Annotated in this window: 17 protein-coding genes; 3 read left to right on the top strand and 14 right to left on the bottom strand. The window is 63.0% G+C overall.

Going from position 1 to position 19018, the window contains the following annotated elements; genetic code table 11:
- The first annotated feature begins 144 nt into the window (after positions 1 to 144).
- Positions 145 to 645, top strand: coding sequence for a retropepsin-like aspartic peptidase RloA3 (gene rloA3, locus BN1127_RS11985; RefSeq protein ID WP_081934664.1), 501 nt, complete (start codon positions 145 to 147; stop codon positions 643 to 645).
- A 75-nt stretch (positions 646 to 720) separates the two neighbouring features.
- On the opposite strand, the gene BN1127_RS11980 is transcribed toward rloA3, so the two are convergent.
- The 7 genes from BN1127_RS11980 to BN1127_RS11950 form a co-directional block, all read right to left on the bottom strand.
- The gene (locus BN1127_RS11980; protein WP_042649601.1) at positions 721 to 2163 is read right to left on the bottom strand and encodes an ATP-binding protein; all 1443 of its coding nucleotides are present in this window, start codon (positions 2161 to 2163) and stop codon (positions 721 to 723) included.
- Positions 2160 to 2852: a response regulator gene (locus tag BN1127_RS11975; RefSeq protein WP_042649600.1), complete on the bottom strand. Its 693-nt coding sequence runs from the start codon at positions 2850 to 2852 to the stop codon at positions 2160 to 2162. The genes BN1127_RS11980 and BN1127_RS11975 overlap by 4 nt, the downstream gene beginning before the upstream one ends.
- Positions 2853 to 2935: 83 nt before the next feature.
- The gene (locus tag BN1127_RS11970; RefSeq protein WP_042649599.1) at positions 2936 to 3571 is read right to left on the bottom strand and encodes a tetratricopeptide repeat protein; all 636 of its coding nucleotides are present in this window, start codon (positions 3569 to 3571) and stop codon (positions 2936 to 2938) included.
- 1 nt (position 3572) lies between these two features.
- Positions 3573 to 4421 carry an SDR family oxidoreductase gene (locus tag BN1127_RS11965; RefSeq protein ID WP_042649598.1) on the bottom strand — a complete coding sequence of 283 codons (849 nt, stop codon included), beginning with the start codon at positions 4419 to 4421 and terminating at the stop codon, positions 3573 to 3575.
- The gene (locus BN1127_RS11960; RefSeq protein WP_042649597.1) at positions 4418 to 5074 is read right to left on the bottom strand and encodes an iron-containing redox enzyme family protein; all 657 of its coding nucleotides are present in this window, start codon (positions 5072 to 5074) and stop codon (positions 4418 to 4420) included. The genes BN1127_RS11965 and BN1127_RS11960 overlap by 4 nt, the downstream gene beginning before the upstream one ends.
- Positions 5071 to 6564, bottom strand: a complete 1494-nt coding sequence (locus BN1127_RS11955) for an AMP-dependent synthetase/ligase (protein ID WP_042649596.1) — start codon at positions 6562 to 6564, stop codon at positions 5071 to 5073. Before BN1127_RS11955 ends, BN1127_RS11960 begins: the two co-directional genes overlap by 4 nt.
- Positions 6561 to 7226, bottom strand: coding sequence for a thermostable hemolysin (locus BN1127_RS11950; RefSeq protein ID WP_042649595.1), 666 nt, complete (start codon positions 7224 to 7226; stop codon positions 6561 to 6563). The genes BN1127_RS11955 and BN1127_RS11950 overlap by 4 nt, the downstream gene beginning before the upstream one ends.
- A 130-nt stretch (positions 7227 to 7356) precedes the next feature.
- On the opposite strand from BN1127_RS11950, the gene BN1127_RS11945 reads away from it, so the two are divergent.
- Both BN1127_RS11945 and BN1127_RS11940 read left to right on the top strand, forming a co-directional pair.
- Positions 7357 to 7998, top strand: coding sequence for a class I SAM-dependent methyltransferase (locus tag BN1127_RS11945; RefSeq protein WP_042649594.1), 642 nt, complete (start codon positions 7357 to 7359; stop codon positions 7996 to 7998).
- Between the two features lie 74 nt (positions 7999 to 8072).
- Positions 8073 to 9311: a winged helix-turn-helix domain-containing protein gene (locus tag BN1127_RS11940; protein ID WP_042649593.1), complete on the top strand. Its 1239-nt coding sequence runs from the start codon at positions 8073 to 8075 to the stop codon at positions 9309 to 9311.
- A gap of 99 nt (positions 9312 to 9410) precedes the next feature.
- Here the strand turns inward: BN1127_RS11940 and frdD are convergent, their stop codons facing one another.
- The 7 genes from frdD to mscM all read right to left on the bottom strand — a co-directional run.
- Positions 9411 to 9767, bottom strand: a complete 357-nt coding sequence (gene frdD / locus BN1127_RS11935) for a fumarate reductase subunit FrdD (RefSeq protein WP_041205216.1) — start codon at positions 9765 to 9767, stop codon at positions 9411 to 9413.
- An 11-nt stretch (positions 9768 to 9778) separates the two neighbouring features.
- Positions 9779 to 10177: a fumarate reductase subunit C gene (locus BN1127_RS11930; RefSeq protein WP_041205215.1), complete on the bottom strand. Its 399-nt coding sequence runs from the start codon at positions 10175 to 10177 to the stop codon at positions 9779 to 9781.
- An 11-nt stretch (positions 10178 to 10188) separates the two neighbouring features.
- A complete protein-coding gene (locus BN1127_RS11925; RefSeq protein ID WP_005317203.1) occupies positions 10189 to 10923 on the bottom strand; it encodes a succinate dehydrogenase/fumarate reductase iron-sulfur subunit in 735 nt (244 codons plus the stop codon).
- Positions 10916 to 12700 carry a fumarate reductase (quinol) flavoprotein subunit gene (gene frdA, locus BN1127_RS11920; RefSeq protein ID WP_042649592.1) on the bottom strand — a complete coding sequence of 595 codons (1785 nt, stop codon included), beginning with the start codon at positions 12698 to 12700 and terminating at the stop codon, positions 10916 to 10918. The genes BN1127_RS11925 and frdA overlap by 8 nt, the downstream gene beginning before the upstream one ends.
- Positions 12701 to 13214: 514 nt before the next feature.
- Positions 13215 to 15092 (bottom strand): methyl-accepting chemotaxis protein, encoded by a 1878-nt coding sequence (locus tag BN1127_RS11915; RefSeq protein ID WP_005329900.1) that lies wholly within the window; start codon positions 15090 to 15092, stop codon positions 13215 to 13217.
- Between the two features lie 159 nt (positions 15093 to 15251).
- Entirely contained in the window at positions 15252 to 15929 is a 678-nt protein-coding gene (locus tag BN1127_RS11910; RefSeq protein WP_042649591.1) for a glycerophosphodiester phosphodiesterase, read from the bottom strand.
- Between the two features lie 77 nt (positions 15930 to 16006).
- On the bottom strand, positions 16007 to 19018 hold a 3012-nt coding region (mscM, locus tag BN1127_RS11905), incomplete at its 5' end, for a miniconductance mechanosensitive channel MscM (protein ID WP_042649590.1).

Raw genomic sequence — 19018 nt, 5'->3', positions numbered from 1 at the left:
ACTGCTGTCGGATCCCCCATGCCGTGAGTGCCAGAGGCCGGGGTTCTGGGCGCCTGCGCCACGTTTGCCAGTTGACAGGGGCCTGCGTGCTGCCCACTCTGGCGCAGAGGGCCAGCGTGGGCCCGCTTCGACGAGGAGAACACATTGTCCGTATCACACAAAGCCGGCTGGTTGTTGTTGGCCAGCCTCTGCTTCTCATCGAGCGCCTGGGCGGCCCCCACCGTCTATGGCTGGATCGAGAAGGGCCTGATCATGCCAAGTGGCGTCGCGGTCAAGATGAAGCTGGATACCGGGGCGCTCACCTCGTCCCTCGATGCGCGGGAGCTGCACCACTTCAAGCGTGACGGCAAGCCCTGGGTGCGCTTCACACTGGCGTTGACCGATGCCAACACCGACAAGGAGGTGCGCCAGACCCTGGAGCGGCCGGTGGAGCGCAGCGTGACGGTGCGCGGTGCCGGTGGCATGGAGGAGCGTCCCACGGTGACTATGTCCATCTGTGTCGGTGACAAGGTCTACAAGGAGTGGTTCACCCTGCGGGATCGCAGCGACATGATCTATCCCGTGCTGCTCGGTCGTCGTCTGCTGGCGGAGCTGGGGCCGGTGGACTCCGCCCGCACCTTCACGGTGCAGCCGAGCTGTGGTTAGGCGTCATTCCAAAGGCGCGAGGATCGCACGCGGGGCTCGAGGCCCCGCGTTTTTCTCCCCTGAGGTCTGTGCCTCCTATGCCGGGCGGGGGGCGGCGGGCAGCAGCACGCTCACCTCAAGGCCCCCCTCGGGCCGGTTGTGGATGTCGAGGTCCGCGCCGTGCAGCTGTACTATGCGCTGGACTATGGCCATGCCAAGTCCCACCCCATCCCCCTGCTGGGGGTTGACCCGAAAGAAGCGCTCGCACAGGCGCGACAGGGCGGCGGTGGGAATGCCGGGGCCATTGTCCCGCACATCGACCCTGACCCTGTTGCCCTCCTGAGTGATCACCACGGCGACCTCGCCGCCCACCTGGGTGTAGCGCAGCGCATTGTCGATGAGGTTGCCAAACATCAGCTCCAGCAACATGGCCTGTCCCATCACCTGCAGATGCTCGTCGCCCTCGAGGGAGAGTTGCAGGTCCTTCTTCAGGGCGATGGGGGCAAGGGTGGCCAGGGTGCCCTGCAACAGCAGGCTCAGATCCAGCCTGCCGAGCGCCGGGACCTGCTGATTGTCGATGCGGGCCTGGGTCAGCAACTGGCGGATCAGCCGGTCGCTGCGATCGAGCGCCAGCAACATCTTGCGCAGCGCCTGTTCGCGGCTGAGATCATCCTCGGCCGCCAAGGCATTCTCGCTGTGGATGCGTAGCACCGCCAGCGGGGTGCGCAGCTCGTGGGCCGCCTCGTTGGTGAACTGTTTCTCCCGCTCTATGGTGTCCGCCAGGGTGTGCATCAGCCGATTGATCTCCGCCACCAGCGGCGTCAGCTCCTCGGCCTTGATGGCCAGGTTGAGCGGGCTCAGGTTGGCAGGATGGCGCTCGCCGATGGCCTGGGTCAGCTGGTGCAACGGAGCCAGGCCACGTTGCACCAGCCACCAGAGCAGGACGAGCAGGAAGGGCAGGGTGATGAAGAGCGGCAGCATGGTCAGGGTGGCCATCTTGCTGGCCAGCTCCCCTCGCTCGTCATCGCGCTCCGCCACGATGAGCCAGGTGTGCTCATCCTCGTTGTAGAGGGTGAAGGTGCGCCACTCGTGGTGATCCTTGGTCTCGCTGTTGAAGCCGCGCTCCAGGGTGGTCAGGGGCTGCTCCGGCGCATTGGGTGAGCGCAGCAGTATGATGCCCTGCTCGCTCAGCAGCTGGAAGTAGAGGTTGTGTTCGAACTCGTGGCCGTAGGGGGTGAACTCGTTGTCCCGCCCAAGCTGGCTGAAGCTGCGCTTCTCCTGATGAAAGGTGTCGGGCACGGCCTGCTCCCACTCCTGGTAGACGGCGCCGTTGCTGGGCAGCTCGCCGCGCTGCTTCAGATAACGGCTGAGCAGCTGGTTGGTGATGCGGGCGGACTGGGCGAGACGGGCATCGAACAGCTCTTCCATCTCGTGGTTGGCTTCCAGATAGCCGATGAGGCCGCTGACGGCCAGGCTGAGACTGACCAGGGCCAGGATGCCGGAGAGCAGGAAGCGACGGATGGAGCGGACGCGACTCATTGGCTGGATATCCCTCTGGTGCCCGGGGTATCTGGCTGCGGCACAATGTAGCCGACGCCGCGGATGTTGCGGATGAGCTCGGGGAAGAACTTCTTGCGCAGGTGGTGAATGTGTACCTCCACCGCATTGCTTTCGGCTCCCTCATCCCAGCCATAGAGGCTCTGCTGCAGCTGATCACGGCTCAGCACCCGGCCGCTCTGGCTGATGAGCTCCTGCAGCAGCTTGTATTCGTGGGGGGTCAGTCTGATCGCCTCCCCCTGATAGGTGACCTGCTGGGATTCGGGGTAGATGAGGATATCGCCATACTCCAGCACCGCCTGGGCCTGCCCCTTGCTGCGGCGCACCAGGGCGCGCAGGCGGGCGTTGAGCTCCTGCAGGGCGAAGGGTTTCACCATGTAGTCGTCGGAGCCCGCGTCCAGCCCCAGCACCCGGTCGTCCAGGGCATCACGGGCGGTGAGGATGAGCACCGGCAGCGTCTGTCCCTCCCGGCGCAGCTTGCGTAGCAGGCTGATGCCGTCGATGTCCGGCAGATTGAGATCCAGGATTAAGGCGGCAAACTCCTCGCTCTTGAGCGCCGACAGGGCGGGCAGCCCCTGCTGCAGCCAGTCCACCGTGTAGCCGCTGCTGCGCAGGGCATCCACCATGCCATCCCCCAGCATCATGTCATCTTCCACCAACAGGATCCGCATTGTTTTTTTCCCCTCAAATGACGCTGCCCACCAGTATGCAAGTTGGTGGGCAGAGTTTAAATAGCGCACTGATCTGCTTGTGTTTATAGCTTGGCGAGACGCTCGCGGATTTCCGTCTTGCGCCCTTCGTCCGCCACCTCGCGGCCCGGTCTGGCCGGGGCGGCCAGGGCCTTGTCCAGATAGATCTTCGCCTGGGCCTTGTCCCCCTGTTCCAGCAGGAAATCGCCGTAGAAGAAGTTGGGATCGATGCCGGTGGGATTGATGGTGAGTGCCTGCTTGAGCAGCTGCTCGGCCTTGTCGTCATCCCCGAACCCGACCGGCCAGCCCGGCACTTGGTAGTAGAGCGAGCCCAGGCTGGTGTAGGCGGAGCCCTCCAGCGCCTTGGGATCCTGCTTGATGGCAATCTCCAGCTTGGCCTTGGCCTCTTTCACCAGGCTGAGGGCACCGAGGCCGCCCTTGGCGCCGGCCCAGGTGCTCTTGACGATGGCAGACCAGATCAGCAGATCGGTGCGAAAGGCCTCCTTGGCACTGGCCTGATCCGCCTGGGCACTCAGGGTCTCCAGGCAGCTCTCCTTGGCCTTGCCGGTCTGCTGGTACTGGCAGTGGGCCCACTGCTGTTGAATGGTGGGCAGGGCATCTGCGGCCTGAACCAGGCTGCTGGCGAGGGCGAGCAGCAGGACGCTGTGGCCAAATCGGGGGCGGAAAGTGGCGTGTTTCATCTCAATGTTCCTTCTCGTGCGTGGCACAGGTGGGGTTGTCCCCGTGATCGGTGGCCGGGTGGGCTGGGCGGCGGGCATGGCGCTCGATGACGGGCAGTTGTCTGGCCAGCGCTCTGTCGACCAGGGCGGGCAGCAGGCCGTTGAGCCGCACGAACAGCTTCTCCGGCCAGCCGAGCCAGCTGCGGCGTGTCTCGTTGCACAGGGCGATGACGGCCTCCTCGGCGACGTCCTGAGGGCTGTCGGTGTGGGTGCCGAGCTCGGCATTCATGGCGTAGGCCGCCTCGGAGTTGAGGTGGGTGCGGGTGGCGCGGGGGGCAAAGTGCAGCACCTTGATGCCGGAGCCCTCCAGCTCCCGGCCCAGCGCCTCGCTAAAGCCCCGCAGGGCAAACTTGCTGGCGCAATAAACGCTGTAACCGGCATAGCCGATGGCCCCGAGGCTGGAGCCTATGTTCATAATGACGGCGGGCTTGCGCAGCCTCGGCAGCAGGGCGCGGGTGAGCTGGATGGGAGCCTCGACGTTGAGCAGCAGTTGGCGCGTCACCTGCTCGCTGCTCTGATCCTCCAGCCAGGCGAACTGGTTGCAGCCCGCGCTGTTGATCAGCACGTCCAGCCCGTCATCCAGCGCCGGGTGCTGCAACAACCGGGCCCGCTCCTGGGGCGAGCCCAGATCGGCGGTCACCGTCTGATGGCGTTCTGGGTGGGGCAGCTCCTTGCGCAGCCGTTCCAGTGCGCTGGCCCGGCGTCCGTGCAGCAGCAGATGCGCCCCCTGGGCCGCCAGCTCCAGGGCCAGGGCTTCCCCTATGCCGCCGCTGGCGCCGGTGAGCAGTATGCGTTTGCCTTCGAGCTTCATTGGCAGGATCCCGTGAGCTGATGGAGCATGTCGCCATAGAGGCGGTAGACCACCTTGGCTGAGTGAATGATGGCGGCCTGATCGGCGGCGTCTTCCACCCGGTTCATCAGGGATTCGAAGAACTTGAGGTGCTCCTGATCCAGGGCGCCGTGAGAGCTGAGGTAGCTCATCGCCTGGGGTGGCAGGCCCAGACCGCTCTTGAGCTGGTCCGCCACCGTCAGGGCGATGGCGACGCTGGTGCCTTCCAGCACCTGCACCATGCCGAAGAAGCCCATGGGGTTGCCGCGCTGGATCTGGTCGTAGAGGAAGGCGACCATCAGCTCGATGGGCAGGCCGGGTCGGCCATGGCGCACCGCCTCGGCGTCACCGCCGCAAGCGCGGATGTCATTGAGGATCCACTCCTGGTGGCCGTACTCCTCGTCGATGTACTCCCGGATGGCGCCGCGCACCCACTCATACTCCTGTCCCAGCTTGCCGCCGGTGGCCATCAGGAGCGGCACCGTGTGGCGCACGTGGTAGTAAGCCTCTGCCAGAAAGGCGAGGTAGGTCTCCCGGCTGATGTCGCCGCGGCGGCAGGCCTCGATGATGGGGGCATTGAACAGGTGCTCGCGCTCGACGGCGGTGGCGTGTTGCAGGGTCTGGTAGAAACTCATGAGGATTCTCCTGTGAGGCCTTGAGTCAGGCATTGGTCGATCTGCCGGGAAAAGTGGTGATAAATCTCGTTGCGACGGGGGCGACCGTTGGCCGTCAGCAGGCCGGGGTGCTGATCCAGCGCCACCGGCAGCCAGTGATGGATGCGGGCGTAATCGGGCAACTGCTGGTTGAGCCGGGCAATCTGCTCGGCCAACTGGAACTGGGTGCCCGGCAGCGGCTGGATCAGGGCGACGTTGGCGGGCTGGCCGTCACCGAAGATCACGATGCGGACGATGGCCGGGCAGAGCTGGGCCTGGGCCTCCACCCACTCCGGCGAAAAGTTGCGGCCAAAGGCGGTGATCTGCACGTTCTTCTTGCGCCCCGTGATGTGCAGGTAGCCCTCTGAGTCCAGGTGACCCAGATCCCCTGTGGCGATCTGGCTGGCCGCAGCGCCCTCTTCCCCCAGATAGCCGAGCATGGCGCTGCCGCTCACCATGACTTCGCCGTCGGCGGCGATCGTCACCTGGCAGTGGGGCAGGGGGCGGCCGACGCTGCCCGGACGGTCATCGTCCGGGCCGTTGAGCGCCACGACCGAACCGCACTCCGACAGGCCATAGCCCTCATAGACTGGCAGCCCCAGCGCACGGGCATGGGCGATGAGCGCGGGGGCGACCTTGCCGCCACCGACGGCGACGAAGCGAAGCCCCTTGAGGTGTTCGGCCAGGGCCGGGGTGTTGGCGCACAGCGCCAGTAGCAGGCGCAGCAGCTCGGGTACCAGCACCAGGCTGTGGCTGGGCCAGCGTGCCAGGGCCTGACCCAGCATGGCCGGGTCGAGGGTGCTGGAGCCGGTGAAACCCAGCTCGCCGAGCGAGGGGATGCGGCTGCAGGCGCCGGTGAGCAGTGGCACGTACAGACCGGTCAGATTCTCCAGCAGGGTGGCCAGGGGCAGCAGGGTCAGGTGCTGTTCAACCCCGGCCGGGGCGACCCTTAGGGCCAGGGATTCGCAGACAGCCATCATCTGGGCAAGGGACAGGCAGACCCCCTTGGGCTGGCCCGTGGTGCCCGAGGTATAGGTGATCTTGGCTGTGCCGTCCGGCAGGGCCGGAGGCGCGAGCGGGGTGCGCCGCCACAGGGGCAGCTCCTGTTCGTCGGCGGTGCCCGTCATCAGGATGAGGGGGGCTGCGGCCTGCCAGCCCTCATGTTCGGGCCCCACCAGGGCGTCGGCCCCGCTGCTCTCCAGCAGCCAGGATTGCTGCGCCGGGCTGAAGAAGTGGGGAACTGGAATGACCACGATCCCGGCCCGGGTGCAGGCCAGATCGAGCAGCGCCCAGGGCAGACCGTTGTCGAGCTGCAGGGCCAGGCGGCGAATGCCGGCTTGCTGCAAGCGGTCGGCCAGGTGCTGGATCTGCTGCCACAGGGTCTGGTAATCCAGCAAACCCTGGCTGCCTTGCAGTGCCGGTTGTCGCGGCGTCAGGCTGGCGTGGCGGGCGATGGCGTCAAACAGGCTCATTGAGCGCACCTCTTGTCATTGTCGGCGTGGCTAAAAAGCATGGGCATGGGCCCCAACAGGTTGAGCAGCAGGCTGCTCTGGGCGAGCACCTCGCGCCCCTGGTTGATGTCCCCTGCCATCACCTTGGGTTGGCAGCGGTAGTACTCTCCCCAGGCACTGGCGTCTTCCCCCACCTGGTGGGCCTGGGCGGGGGCCAGCTCCACCGGGTTGAGACGCAGCCGGGCAAAGCTGTTGCGCAGTTTGGCGGTGCCGGTGAACACCACGTAATCGAGGGCGTTGTCACACAGCAGGCGGCACAGGGCGGCAAACATCAGGCGGGCATTGCCCGGCTCGCTGCAGGCGAGGTTGCCCACTTCGATGATGCGGCTGCGGGCCGGTCTTACCCCGAGGCGGGTTTCGATGGCGGCCTCGATGGGTTGCTCCAGATACTGCTCCAGATAGAGGGGTTGCTCGCCCTCGCCGTTGCAGGCCTGGTTGAGGCCACAGGCGCCGACCAGCACCCCATCGGCCCGGTAGAGCCCGAGCAGACAGGGCAGAAAATGGGGAATGCGGGCGTTGAATTCGAGGGTGTAGGCGGCCTGGATATAAGTTTGCAGCGCCATGACCTGCTGCGGGGATTCGGCCAGGATCAACCTGTAGGGGGCTTGGATCTCGATGGTCATGGTTGGCTCCTTCTCTTGCGATGGGTTGAGAGTAAAAGGGCAAACTTAAGAAACCCTTAAGGCGCAAAAAAAGTTGTCAGCAAGGCGGCGGGCAGGCAATCTGCGCGGCTGTTACCCAGGAGGATCCGTCATGTCATCAAGCGTCAGCTGCCCCCTCTGCTCGGCTCGCCACAGTTACCCCCTGTCGGTGGCAGGCAAGCGCTATCACCGTTGTCTGGACTGCGAGCTGGTCTGGCTGGATGAGGCGGATCATCTGGACGATGCGGCAGAGAAGGCGGTCTATGACGGGCATGACAACCGGGTGGATGATCCCCGTTATCGCGGCTTTCTGATGCGGGCCTTCGGCGAGGTGCTCTCCCGGGTGAGCCCTCCTGCCTGTGGCCTCGATTTCGGCTGCGGTCCCGGGCCTGCCCTCATCGCCATGGGGCGGGAGGCGGGCTTTGATATGGCGGGTTACGACAAGTTCTATGCCGACCAGCCCGAGCTGCTCACTCGTCGCTACGATTTCATCACCAGCACCGAGGTGATAGAGCACCTGGCCGCCCCCCGCGCCGTGCTGGACGGGCTCTGGGCCTGCCTCAACCCCGGCGGCGTGTTGGTGTTGCAGACCCAGCGGGTGCTGGGTGACGAGCGCTTCAAGAGCTGGCGTTATCGCCACGATCCGACCCACATCGTCTTCTTTGCCGAGGCGTCGTTCCGCGCCCTGGCTGCCCGCTGGCAGGCGGACCTCTGCTTCCCCCACACCGATGTGGCCGTGTTCACCAAACCCTGAACGGGGCATTTTCATTTGGCGGCGGCTTGGGCATGCTGGTGACCTGACACTCAGGAACGGATGCCCCTATTTTCATGTCGATCCCCCATTTGTCATTGCAAGACGCCCGCCACCTGCAACTCGCCGCCCAGGGGCTGCTGACCCCGCGCCGCGCCAAGGCCGGCCCCTCCGATCTGCTTGACTGCATCCGCCGCATGGCGCTGCTGCAGATAGACACCATCTCGGTGGTGGCCCGCAGCCCCTATCTGGTGCTGTTCAGCCGGCTCGGCCACTACGATCCGCGCTGGCTGGAGCAGTTGCTGGCCGAGGGGGATCTCTTCGAATACTGGGCCCACGAGGCCTGCTTCGTCCCCCGGGAGGATTACCGGCTGCTGCGCCATCGCATGCTGGATCCCGCCGCCATGGGCTGGAAGTTCTCCGCCCAGTGGCTCAAGACCCACGGCGGCGAGATTGCGCAGATAGTCGAGCGCATCCGCCGGGAGGGCCCGGTGCGGGCAGCCGATATTGGAAACGAAAGAGGCGAACGCAAGGGGGGCGGCAACGGCTGGTGGGACTGGAAGCCCGAGAAGCGCCACCTGGAGGTGCTGTTCACCGCGGGTCAGCTGATGGTGCGCGAGCGGCGCAACTTCCAGCGGGTCTACGATCTCGCCGAGCGGGTCATGCCCGAGTGGGACGACGGGCGGGATCTGCCGAGCCCTGAGCTCGCCCAGCGGGACATGGTGCGTGCCAGCTGCCGGGCGCTGGGGCTGGTCAAGACCGGCTGGGTGGCGGATTACTACCGGCTCAAGCGCGGCAAATACGATGTCCTGCTCCATCAGCTGGCGGACGAGGGGGAGCTGTTGCCGGTGCGGGTGGAGGGCTGGCAGCACGGTGCCTTCGTGCACGCATCGCTCTCCGATGAGCTGACCCGGGCCCAGGCAGGCAGCCTCAAGGCGACCCACACCGCCGTGCTCTCACCCTTCGATCCCCTGGTGTGGGATCGCAAGCGAGCCAGCGAACTGTTTGGCTTTGACTACCGCATCGAGTGCTACACCCCGGCCCCCAAACGCCAGTACGGCTACTTCGTGCTGCCTCTGCTGCGCCGAGGCAAGCTGGTGGGGCGCCTGGATGCCAAGGCCCATCGCAAGGAGGGGGTGTTCGAGGTCAAGAGCCTCTATCTGGAGCCAGGGGTCAGGGTGACCGCCAGCCTGGCGCAGGATCTGGAGAAGGCGCTGCAAAAACTGGCGCAGTGGCACCAGACCCCGCTGCTTCGCCTCGGCGCCATGCCGGCGCCCCTGCGGGCCCTGTGGCCGGAGTCAGCGCCGCTTCCTTGAGCAATACGCAGCCAGACAACGCGCCGCGCGCCAACCATCAGCCAAACAAAAACCGGGCACTGGGCCCGGTTTTATCATCTGTTGCTGGCAACTAAAGGATTACTGGAGTACCAGCACCATCAGCAGACCGACGGTGATGGCTGACACCAGGAAGGCGAAGCCATAGAACACGTAGTGGTGCAGCTTGGTGGTGTGGATCCCGAGATCATGCAGGCCGTGGTAGATGCGGTGCATGCCGTGCCAGATCGGCAGGGCGATGATCACCAGCAGGATGCAGGCACCCCACCAGGAGCTGGCGAACTCGAGTGCGCGTTCGTAGCTCATGGTCTCCACGTCCATGATGCCCATGGGCACCAGCAGACCAGTAATGAGGACAATCACCGGCAGCAGCATGGCGACAACCATGCCACCGGCACCAAACAGTCCCCAGTAAATGGGCTCGTCAGAACGTCTCATCATTAATCTCCTCAAGCCACGATGATCAGGATCAGCAGGGATACCACCGCCAGCGCCACATACTGGGCGATGACGATAGGCTTCTCCGGCACCAGGTCTTCACCACGGAAAATACGCATGGCCTTGGGGGCCAGGGCGAACCAGGTCTTGGCGTGGAACAGGCAGGCTGCCAGCGCGATGACGTGGAACAGGATGGCGACCGGGCTTTGCAGGGATTCCAGCCAGCCGTTGAACGCTTCCTGACCCTGAACCAGCCGCAACAGACCCCACATCAGCACGACGGCATAGATGGAGACGAAGATGCTGGTGCCTTCGCGGATCATGTAACCGGTGTAGAAGGCATTCTTCAGCCACCAGTCTTTCTTCATTTCGCGCACGTAAGGCTTACGTTTGCTCTCTGTGTTGTTCATGGTCTCACTCCTCAATCCGGCTTGAACATGGCGATCATGTAGTCCTTGGCGCTCTCGACCTTGCCAAGCTGGATGGCTGCGGCCGGATCCACACCCTTGGGGCAGACATCGGAGCAATAACCCACGAAGGTACAACCCCAGACGCCCTCGTCCTGGCTGATGATCTTCATCCGCTCTTTGGACGCGCTGTCGCGGTTGTCGGCGTTGTAGCGATAAGCCAGCGCCAGGGCCGCCGGGCCGGTGAACTTCTTGTTGATGCCATACTGCGGGCAGGCGGCGTAGCACAGACCACAGTTGATGCACATGGAGAACTGGTGATATTTCGCCATGTCGGCCGGAGTCTGGGTGTACTCGCCGTCGCACAGGCTGCGCGGTTCGCTCGGGATGATGTAGGGCTTGATGCTCTCCAGCTTCTCGATGAAATCGGACATGTCGACCACCAAGTCGCGCTCGATCGGGAAGTTGTTGAGCGGCTCGATTTTCATCTTGCCCGGCAGGTAGTCCCGCAGGAAGGTCTTGCAACCCAGCTTCGGAATGCCATTGACCATCATGCCGCAGGAGCCGCAGATCGCCATCCGGCAGGACCAGCGGAAGCTCAGGGTGGAGTCCAGTTGATCCTTGATGTACTGCAGCGCATCCAGCAGGGACATCTCTTTCAGGTAAGGCACCTGGAAGGTCTGCATCCAGGGCTCGTTATCCTGCTCGGGACGGTAGCGCAGGATTTCAATTTCGATCATCTCAGCCATTCTTCTTAGCCTCGTCTTGTTTCTCACCCTCGGAACCGTACACACGCTTCGCCGGTTGGGATTTAGTGATCTTCACATCGGAGTAATCGATGGTCGGGGCCCCTTCCGGTGCATAGAAGGAGAGAGTGTGCTTGAGGAAATTCACGTCATCACGCTCCTCATAACCGTCCAGACGCTGGTGGGAACCACGAGACTCTTTACGGTTGATGGCGGAGTGCGCCATGGCTTCGGCCACGTCCAGCATGTAGCCCAGTTCGATGGCGTACAGCAGATCGGTGTTGAAGACCGAGGACTTGTCGTTGATCTTGATCTTCTTGTAACGGGCTTTGAGCTCGTTGATCTTGTCGATGGTGCCCTGCATCAGCTCTTCGGTACGGTAGATACCGACGCCAGCTTCCATGGACATGCCCAGTTCGTTGCGGATGTCGGCCGGGTTTTCGGTCCCGTCGATGTCCATCAGCGAGAGGTGCTGCTTGATCAGCGCCTCGGCCTTGGCGGCCAGCGCTTCGGTGTTGCCGTGCTGCTGGGTCGCCGCGAATTCGGCTGCCTGTTCACCGGCCACCTTGCCGAAGACCACGATCTCGGACAGGGAGTTGGAGCCCAGACGGTTGGCACCGTGCAGGCCAACGGAGGCACACTCGCCAGCGGCGTAGAGGCCGGGCATGCGGGTAGCGCACTTGCCGTCAGTTTCGATGCCACCCATGGTGTAGTGGGCAGTCGGACGGACCGGGATTGGCTCCTTGACCGGATCCACACCCACGTAGGCCTTGGCCAGTTCGCAGATGAAGGGCAGACGCTCTTTGAGGTACTTCTCGCCGAGGTGGCGCAGGTCGAGGTGAACCACGTCGCCCATCGGGCCCTGGATCACGCGGCCTTTCTGCTGCTCCTGCCAGAATGCCTGGGAGAGACGATCGCGCGGACCCAGCTCCATGTGTTTGTTCTTCGGCTGGCCGACCGGGGTTTCCGGGCCCAGGCCGTAGTCTTGCAGGTAGCGATAGCCATCCTTGTTGAGCAGGATGCCACCCTCACCACGACAACCTTCGGTCATCAGGATGCCGGTGCCCGGCAGACCGGTCGGGTGATACTGGACGAATTCCATGTCACGCAGCGGTACGCCGTGACGGTAGGCCAGCGCCATGCCGTCACCGGTGACGATGCCACCGTTGGTGTTGTAGCGGTAAACGCGACCGGCACCGCCGGTAGCCAGCACCACGGACTTGGCCTGGATGAAGCGGGTGATGCCGTTCTGGATATCGAAGGTCAGCACGCCTTGCACGCGGCCATCTTCGACGATCAGGTCCAGACAGAAGTGCTCATCGTAGCGCTTGATGGTCGGGTACTTGATGGAGGTCTGGAACAGGGTGTGCAGAATGTGGAAACCGGACTTGTCTGCGGCGAACCAGGTGCGCGGGATCTTCATCCCGCCGAAACGGCGGACGTTGGCCTTGCCATCCGGCTTGCGGCTCCAGGGGCAACCCCAGTGCTCCAGCTGGATCATTTCGTTGGTGGCGTTGTTGACGAAGTATTCGACTACGTCCTGCTCACACAACCAGTCACCACCGGAGACGGTGTCGTTGAAGTGGTTTTCGAGGGAGTCGTCATCACGCACGACACCTGCGGCGCCACCTTCGGCGGCCACGGTGTGGCTGCGCATCGGATAGACCTTAGAAATCAGGGCGATTTCCAGCTCCGGGTGGGCTTCTGCAATGGCGATTGCGGCACGCAGGCCACCGCCACCGGCACCGATGATGGCAACATCGGTCTTGATAATATCCACATCTGCCTCCTTAGGGATAGATTTGCTGGGCACGATTTTGCTCTATGAAAAAAATTCAGGCTTGATGCAAGTCAAACTGCTTTGTTTTAGTGCTTGGCAACGGTGATTTTTATTACAACCACCCCATTCCTTGGATGAAAATGCCGTCATTATCGCCATCCATCAGTGATCTGGATCAGCCGTACTCGCTACTCGAGTGATTTTAACCCCAAGATTGTACGTAGTTTTCTTTCAAAAAAATGAGAAATGCCTCTCTTTTTAGGTATTACCCATAAAGTTTTTAAGTTTTTTATCAGAAATGTTTAATGATAACTATTATCATGTTGGCGACCGATGAAAAGACATCAAAAAAGTAATGCGAATATAGCCGTGGCAGGCATCATTTGTGTCACAAGGATATTCGAATGGAGAGGCTGATCACAGAGTGTTCTGTGTCGAAGGGGAATTATAACCATTGAAACAAAAAGGGTTTATATAAAAAAGGGGCCTGGACGGCCCCTTTTGATTGATTCGATCAGATGCGGAACATACCGACCTGATTGTTGAGCTCACCTGAAATATTTTTAAGTTGAGCCGAGAGGTTGCGTGAACTGTCCGCATCCACCGCCAGCTCGTCCGAGACGTCCTTGACCGCCTGGATGTTGCGGCTGACCTCGTCGGTCACCGCCCGTTGCTCCTCGGCGGCACTGGAGATCTGGGTCGCCATGTCGGAGATCTGGTTGATGGAGGTGGTGATCTGCTCCAGGGCCTGGGTGGCGTCGTTCGCATCTTCCACACTGTTCTGGGCCAGCAGTTGACCCTCGTGCATGGTGCTGACAGCGCCCTGGGTATTGCGCTGCAGGGTCTCGATCATGCTGCGGATCTCGACGGTGGAGCTGTGGGTACGTTGTGACAGCACTCGCACCTCGTCGGCGACCACGGCGAAGCCGCGACCCTGCTCACCGGCCCGGGCGGCTTCGATGGCGGCGTTGAGCGCCAGCAGGTTGGTCTGCTCGGCGATGCCCTGAATGGTGGAGAGGATGGTGTTGATCTCCTGGGCGTTCTTCTCCAGCTCCTGGATGATGCCGGAGGCCTGCTTGACCTGGGTGGCGAGATCCGTGATGGAGCGCTGGTTGCGCGCGATCACCTGCTTGCCGTGCTCGCAACTGCTGGAGGAGCTGCGGGCCGCCTCTGCGGTCTGCTCGGCATTGCTGGCGACCTCGACGGCGGTGGCGGACATCTCGTGCACCGCGGTCGCAATCTGGGAGATCTCGTTCTGCTGGCGGGCCAGCCCCTGGTTGGATTTCTCCGCCATGTCGTGGGAGGACCTGGCCTGCTGGTTGAGCTGTCCGGAGGAGTTGGAGATGTCCTGCACCATCACGTGGATGCGCTCAATGAAGGTGTTGACGTGTTTGGCGACGGTACCGACTTCATCTTCCCGCTCGATCTTGATGCGACGGGTCAAATCGCCATTGCCGCGGGAGAGATCGGCAATCGCCTCGCCCAGGGTTTTCAGTGGGGCCAGGGAACTGTTGATGGCCACGTAGGAGAAGCCGGCCACGATGAGGATGGTCAGCAGGCCCTGCAGCAGGGCGGAGGTGACCATGCGGGAGACGGACTGGTAGGCGACCGCTTCATCCACCACTATGCCGAAATACCAGTTGGTGTTGGGGATCTCGGTGAGATCGAACACGCTGGCCTTGCCGCTGATCATCATCTCGGAGATGGTGTTGTCATGGGCCAGCTCGTTGACCTTGGCCGCCGTCAGCTCGGGAGAGAGGGCGGTGGCGGGTTTGAGGGCCAGCGCCTTGTCCGGGTGGGCGATGATGGTGCCGTTGCTGTCCACCAGGATGGCGTAGGTGCCTTCCGAGTTCATGGCCAGCACGTCCCGCACCAGACCGTCGATGGAGACGTCACCGGCGATGACCCCGTCGGTGTTGCCACGGCTGAAAGGCTCGGCGATGGTGATGATTAGCTGGCCCGTGGTGATGTCGGCGTAGGGGGCCGTGATGGCGAGTTTGCCGGCCGCCGTGGCGTCCTTGTACCAGGGGCGCTGGCGCGGATCATAGCCGGCCGGCAGATCGGTGGGCTTGCTCTGGATCATCCGGCCATCCTTGGTGCCCACATAGACCAGGTCGAAGTTGCCCGCGTTCATGGACTGGGCCAGGTGACTGAGGGGCTCGTCCTCCTTGGTGAAGGCCTCCTTGGTGGCGGTGACCAGGTTGATGCGGGCATCGAGCCAGCGGGAGATGCCCTTCACGTTGGCGATGGAGCTGTCATCGATGAAACTCCAGATCAGCCGCTGGGTTTCGCTGCGCAGCTGGGTGGTGTTGTACCAGACCTGCAGGCCGGTGATGACCAGGATGATGGCCCCGATGGCGAGGACCAGCTTGTTCTTGATGGATAGGTTCATGTTTACATCCTTGTGAGCGTCAGTCTGAGATCTGTGTGGTGTTTGTTATTGTTATGAGCCAACTCTGTATCGGCTGAAAGTGGACTTTATGTATCCCGGTGCACAGAAAATTTTCGATCTTTTTTCACCTCCTGATGGCCTGCCAGGGCGTGCTAATACTCAGCTGAATCGATCTGGCCGGTTGGTAAAGATGCCATCGACCCCCATGGCTGCGAGGGCATCCCCATCACTCACCTCGTCGACCGTATAGACCAATACCTTTAACCCTCGGCGATGGGCATCCGCCACCAGTCCGGCGTCGACAAAATCCACGTCGCAGTTCAGGGACCAGGCCCCCAACTCTTCGGCGAAGCGGGCGCCGTGCAGCGGCAGGCTGGCGGTCAGGGCGCCGAGGCGCAGCTCCGGCCTCAGCCGGGCGAAGTGCGCCAGCTCGGGATGGTGAAACGAGGAGACGACCCAGTGGGGCGGGGTGAAGCCAAGCTCCGCCTCGGCCCGCCTGGTCAGGGCCGCCACCGGCTCGGCGGTGTGCGCCCCCTTGAGCTCGATGTGCAGCTCGCAGCGCCCCGCAATCAGGCTCATCACCTGCCACAGGGTCGGGATCCGCTCCCCGTCCCCCGCATCCAGGCTCGCAAGATAGTCCCGGGACTGCTCTGTCAGCACCCCATGGCCGTCGGTGCAACGCTCCAGCCGTCGGTCGTGGAAGACCCAGAGCTCGCCGTCTGCCCACTGTACGTCGAGCTCGATGGCGCCGACTCCGAGTGCGATGGCTATCTCCATCGCTTTGAGGGTGTTCTCCGGTGCCAGTTTGCTGGCACCGCGATGGGCAATGATCTGCATTCGCTGCTCCTGTTGTCGTCATTGGGGGATGAGTGAGCTAGAACCCCACCCTTCCCCTTATGAAGGGGAGGGAGCCATCAGCCTCGGCTCATCCTGATATCGATCTGCTGGTGGGGCAGATGCATGCCGAGCTGGTTGAGTTTCTCCAGGATCAGCGAGTGCACCTCATGGGTGATCGGCATTCTGTGGTCCATGTTGTTCACATAGAGCCGGATCTCGTAGATGAGGGCCGAGTCGGTGAATTCGATCAGGAACACCTCGGGGGTCGGGGTATCCAGCACCAGAGTGGACTCCTGCACGCACTGTTCCAGCAACTGTTGTACCCGTTTGGGTTCCTGGGTCAGACCGATGCGAATGCGCAGCTTGACCCGGGTGATGGCATCAGACAGCGACCAGTTGATGAACTGCTCGGTGATGAAGGCCTTGTTGGGGACGATGATCTCCTTCCTGTCCCAGTCCACGATAGTGGTGGCGCGGGTCTTGATCTTGGTGACAGTGCCGGTCAGATCGCGAATGGTGACGGTGTCGCCGAGCCGGATCGGCTTCTCGAACAAGATGATGAGGCCGGAGACGAAGTTCGCGAAGATCTCCTGCAGACCGAAGCCCAGACCCACCGAGAGCGCCGCCACCAGCCACTGGGTCTTGGACCAGTCGATGCCGAGCATGGAGAAGCCGGTGAGGGCGCCGATGAGGATCACCAGATACTTGCTGACCGTGGTCAGGGCGAAGCCGGTACCGGGGGAGAGGCTCAGGTGCTGGAGCAGGGTGAGCTCCATCAGCCCCGGCAGGTTGCGGGCGGTGACCACCGTCAGGATGAAGGCGAAGGCGGTCAGCATCAGATCCTGCAGGGTAATGGCGGAGAGTTGCTCTATGCCAGCCACCTTGCTGCTCACCTGCCACACCTCAATGCTGCTGAGGAAGCTGAACGCCGAGTTGAGATCCGACCATTGCACCAGTACCAGCATGGTGAAGCCCAGCATCAGCAGGGTGCGCACCAGGCCGAGGGACTGGGCGCTGATGGTGTCCAGATCCAGCTCAGGCTCCTCCACCACGTCCGGGATCTCGGAGCTTAAATCGTCATCCTCTCGTTCCCGCTGGGCCAGGATCTCGGCCCGCTTGCTCTTGGCACGATCGAAGGCGAGGCGGCGGCGCTGGATCAGCATCCAGCGGTGCGCCAGATAGTAGACGAGCAGGCAGCCGAGCCCAGCCAGCAGGCTCAGCTCCAGCTGGCGCAGCAGGATCCGGGAGGTATAGAAGTAGCCGAACAGGGTGCCCAGTACCGCCAGCAGGGGGGCCAGCATCAGGCTGTTCCAGATGAAGTGGTGCAGCAGGTGTGGCTTGGTCATGTCGGCCTGGCCCCAGGTGAGGGGCAGCTTCTCCCGGTTGAGGCGGGCGAAGAACAGCAGCAGCCAGAGGGCGCCGACGATGAAGGCCAGCCGGCCGAGGGAGTCGTAGAAGGCGTGCTCCTGATAACTGTTGGCCATGCCCTGCACGAAGAAGCTCGGGATCAGCACCAGCAGCAGGGTGCGGAACTGGCCCCACACCTTCTGGACCCGCTCTTTCTGCCAGCGGAAATGGAGGATGAGGATCCCCTTCTCTAGGGTGAGATGGCGGGCCACCAGCAGCGCCAGCAGCAAAAACCAGATCTCGCCAAGGCCGCGGGCCACCGCCACCGCGAAGGGGTATTGCCAGGCGCCGTCCAGCAGGCCGCGCATCATCAACACCATGGCGGGCAGCGGCAGGGCCGCGAGCAGGGAGCGCATCAGCAGCCGGCTGGTGAGGCTGAACTTGTCCTGGGTTACCTTGCCGATGCGCGGGGCTATGTAGTGGCTGTATTGCACCAGATGGCGTCCCAGCTTGGCCCAGCACCAGGCAAGCACCAGCAGACCGAGCCCGGCCAGGGTCAGGGTCATGGGGTTGTTTTCCACGATGGCCCTGGGCAGTTGCAGCCAGTTGACGGGATCGAGCAGCAGGCTCAGGGCGGTGGGCACACCGAGCAGGACGGCCGGGGTGAGCGGGCGCACATCCGGCATCCAGAACAGATGGCTGGCGCTGATCTCGCGGATCTCGTCGATCTTGCTGTTCTGGCGGCTGTAGAGCAGCTTGAGCCGGGTCTGCTCCTGAATCAGGGTATCCGAGGCGTCGTTGAGCCGGGTCAGCAGTTGTCGTCTGGCCTTGAGCAGGTTGTCGAGCACGGCACGCTGGGCCCTGTCCAGGGTGATCTCATCCCCGCTGAGCAGCTCGTTGCGGATCTGCGCGGGATCCTTGAGGGCATCCTGCTCGGTCTCGTACTGGTATTTCGCCATGCGCGCCTTGACGATGTCGGACTCCAGTTTCTCCAGCGGGAAGTAGGCCGGCAGATCGGCCAGCTTGCTGCGCAGGTTTTCGCCGTAGGCGTTGCTTATCTGCAACCATTCCAGTTGTTCGCGCACCGAGTTGACCAGATCGTTCAGTCCTGACAGGGAGGTGTCGAGGCCGCGCTGCTCGTCCTGTACCCGCTCTATCTGATCCTCCAGGGCACCCAGTTGCAGGGATAGCGCCTGGTTCTGCTGTTGCTGCTCCTGCAGCAGGGGCAGATCCGAGGTGAGCTGCCTGCGCAGCCGCTCGCTCTCGGCCAACGCCTGCACCGTCTTTTCTCGCCGCAACTGGTTTTGCTGGGCGAGCAGGCTGTTCTGCCACTCGTCCTCGTCCGTGATGGCGAGGTTGAGCTCCTGCAGTTTCAGCTTGCCGAGATCGTTGCGCTGCTGGGCGGAGAGCTGTTCCAGTTCCAGCATCTGGATCCGGTCGGAGAGGCTCTGCTCCTTGAGGCGGGTGGCCAGTTGCTGGGCCTCCTGCAGCCTGTCCGACTCGTTGCTGAAGCTCAGGCGATCGAGCTGGGAGCGGGTCTGCAACAGCTGCTTGCGCAGCTCATCGACCCGCACATGATACTCCTGGCCCGTGCTCTCCAGCTGGTTGAGGCTGTCGGTCACGGCCTGGCGCTCCTTGCGCAGGTTGATCTGGCGGTTGCTGCTGAGGCTGATGGCCTGGCGCAACGTCTCTTCTTTCAGGGAGGAGAGGGGTGGGCGGGGCTGGGGTTGATAGTTGTGCAG

The organism is Aeromonas media, assembly GCF_000819985.1.
Taxonomy (GTDB): domain Bacteria; phylum Pseudomonadota; class Gammaproteobacteria; order Enterobacterales; family Aeromonadaceae; genus Aeromonas; species Aeromonas media.
The sequence above is the reverse complement of the archived record's forward strand: the minus strand, read 5'-3'. Positions and strand labels throughout refer to the sequence as shown.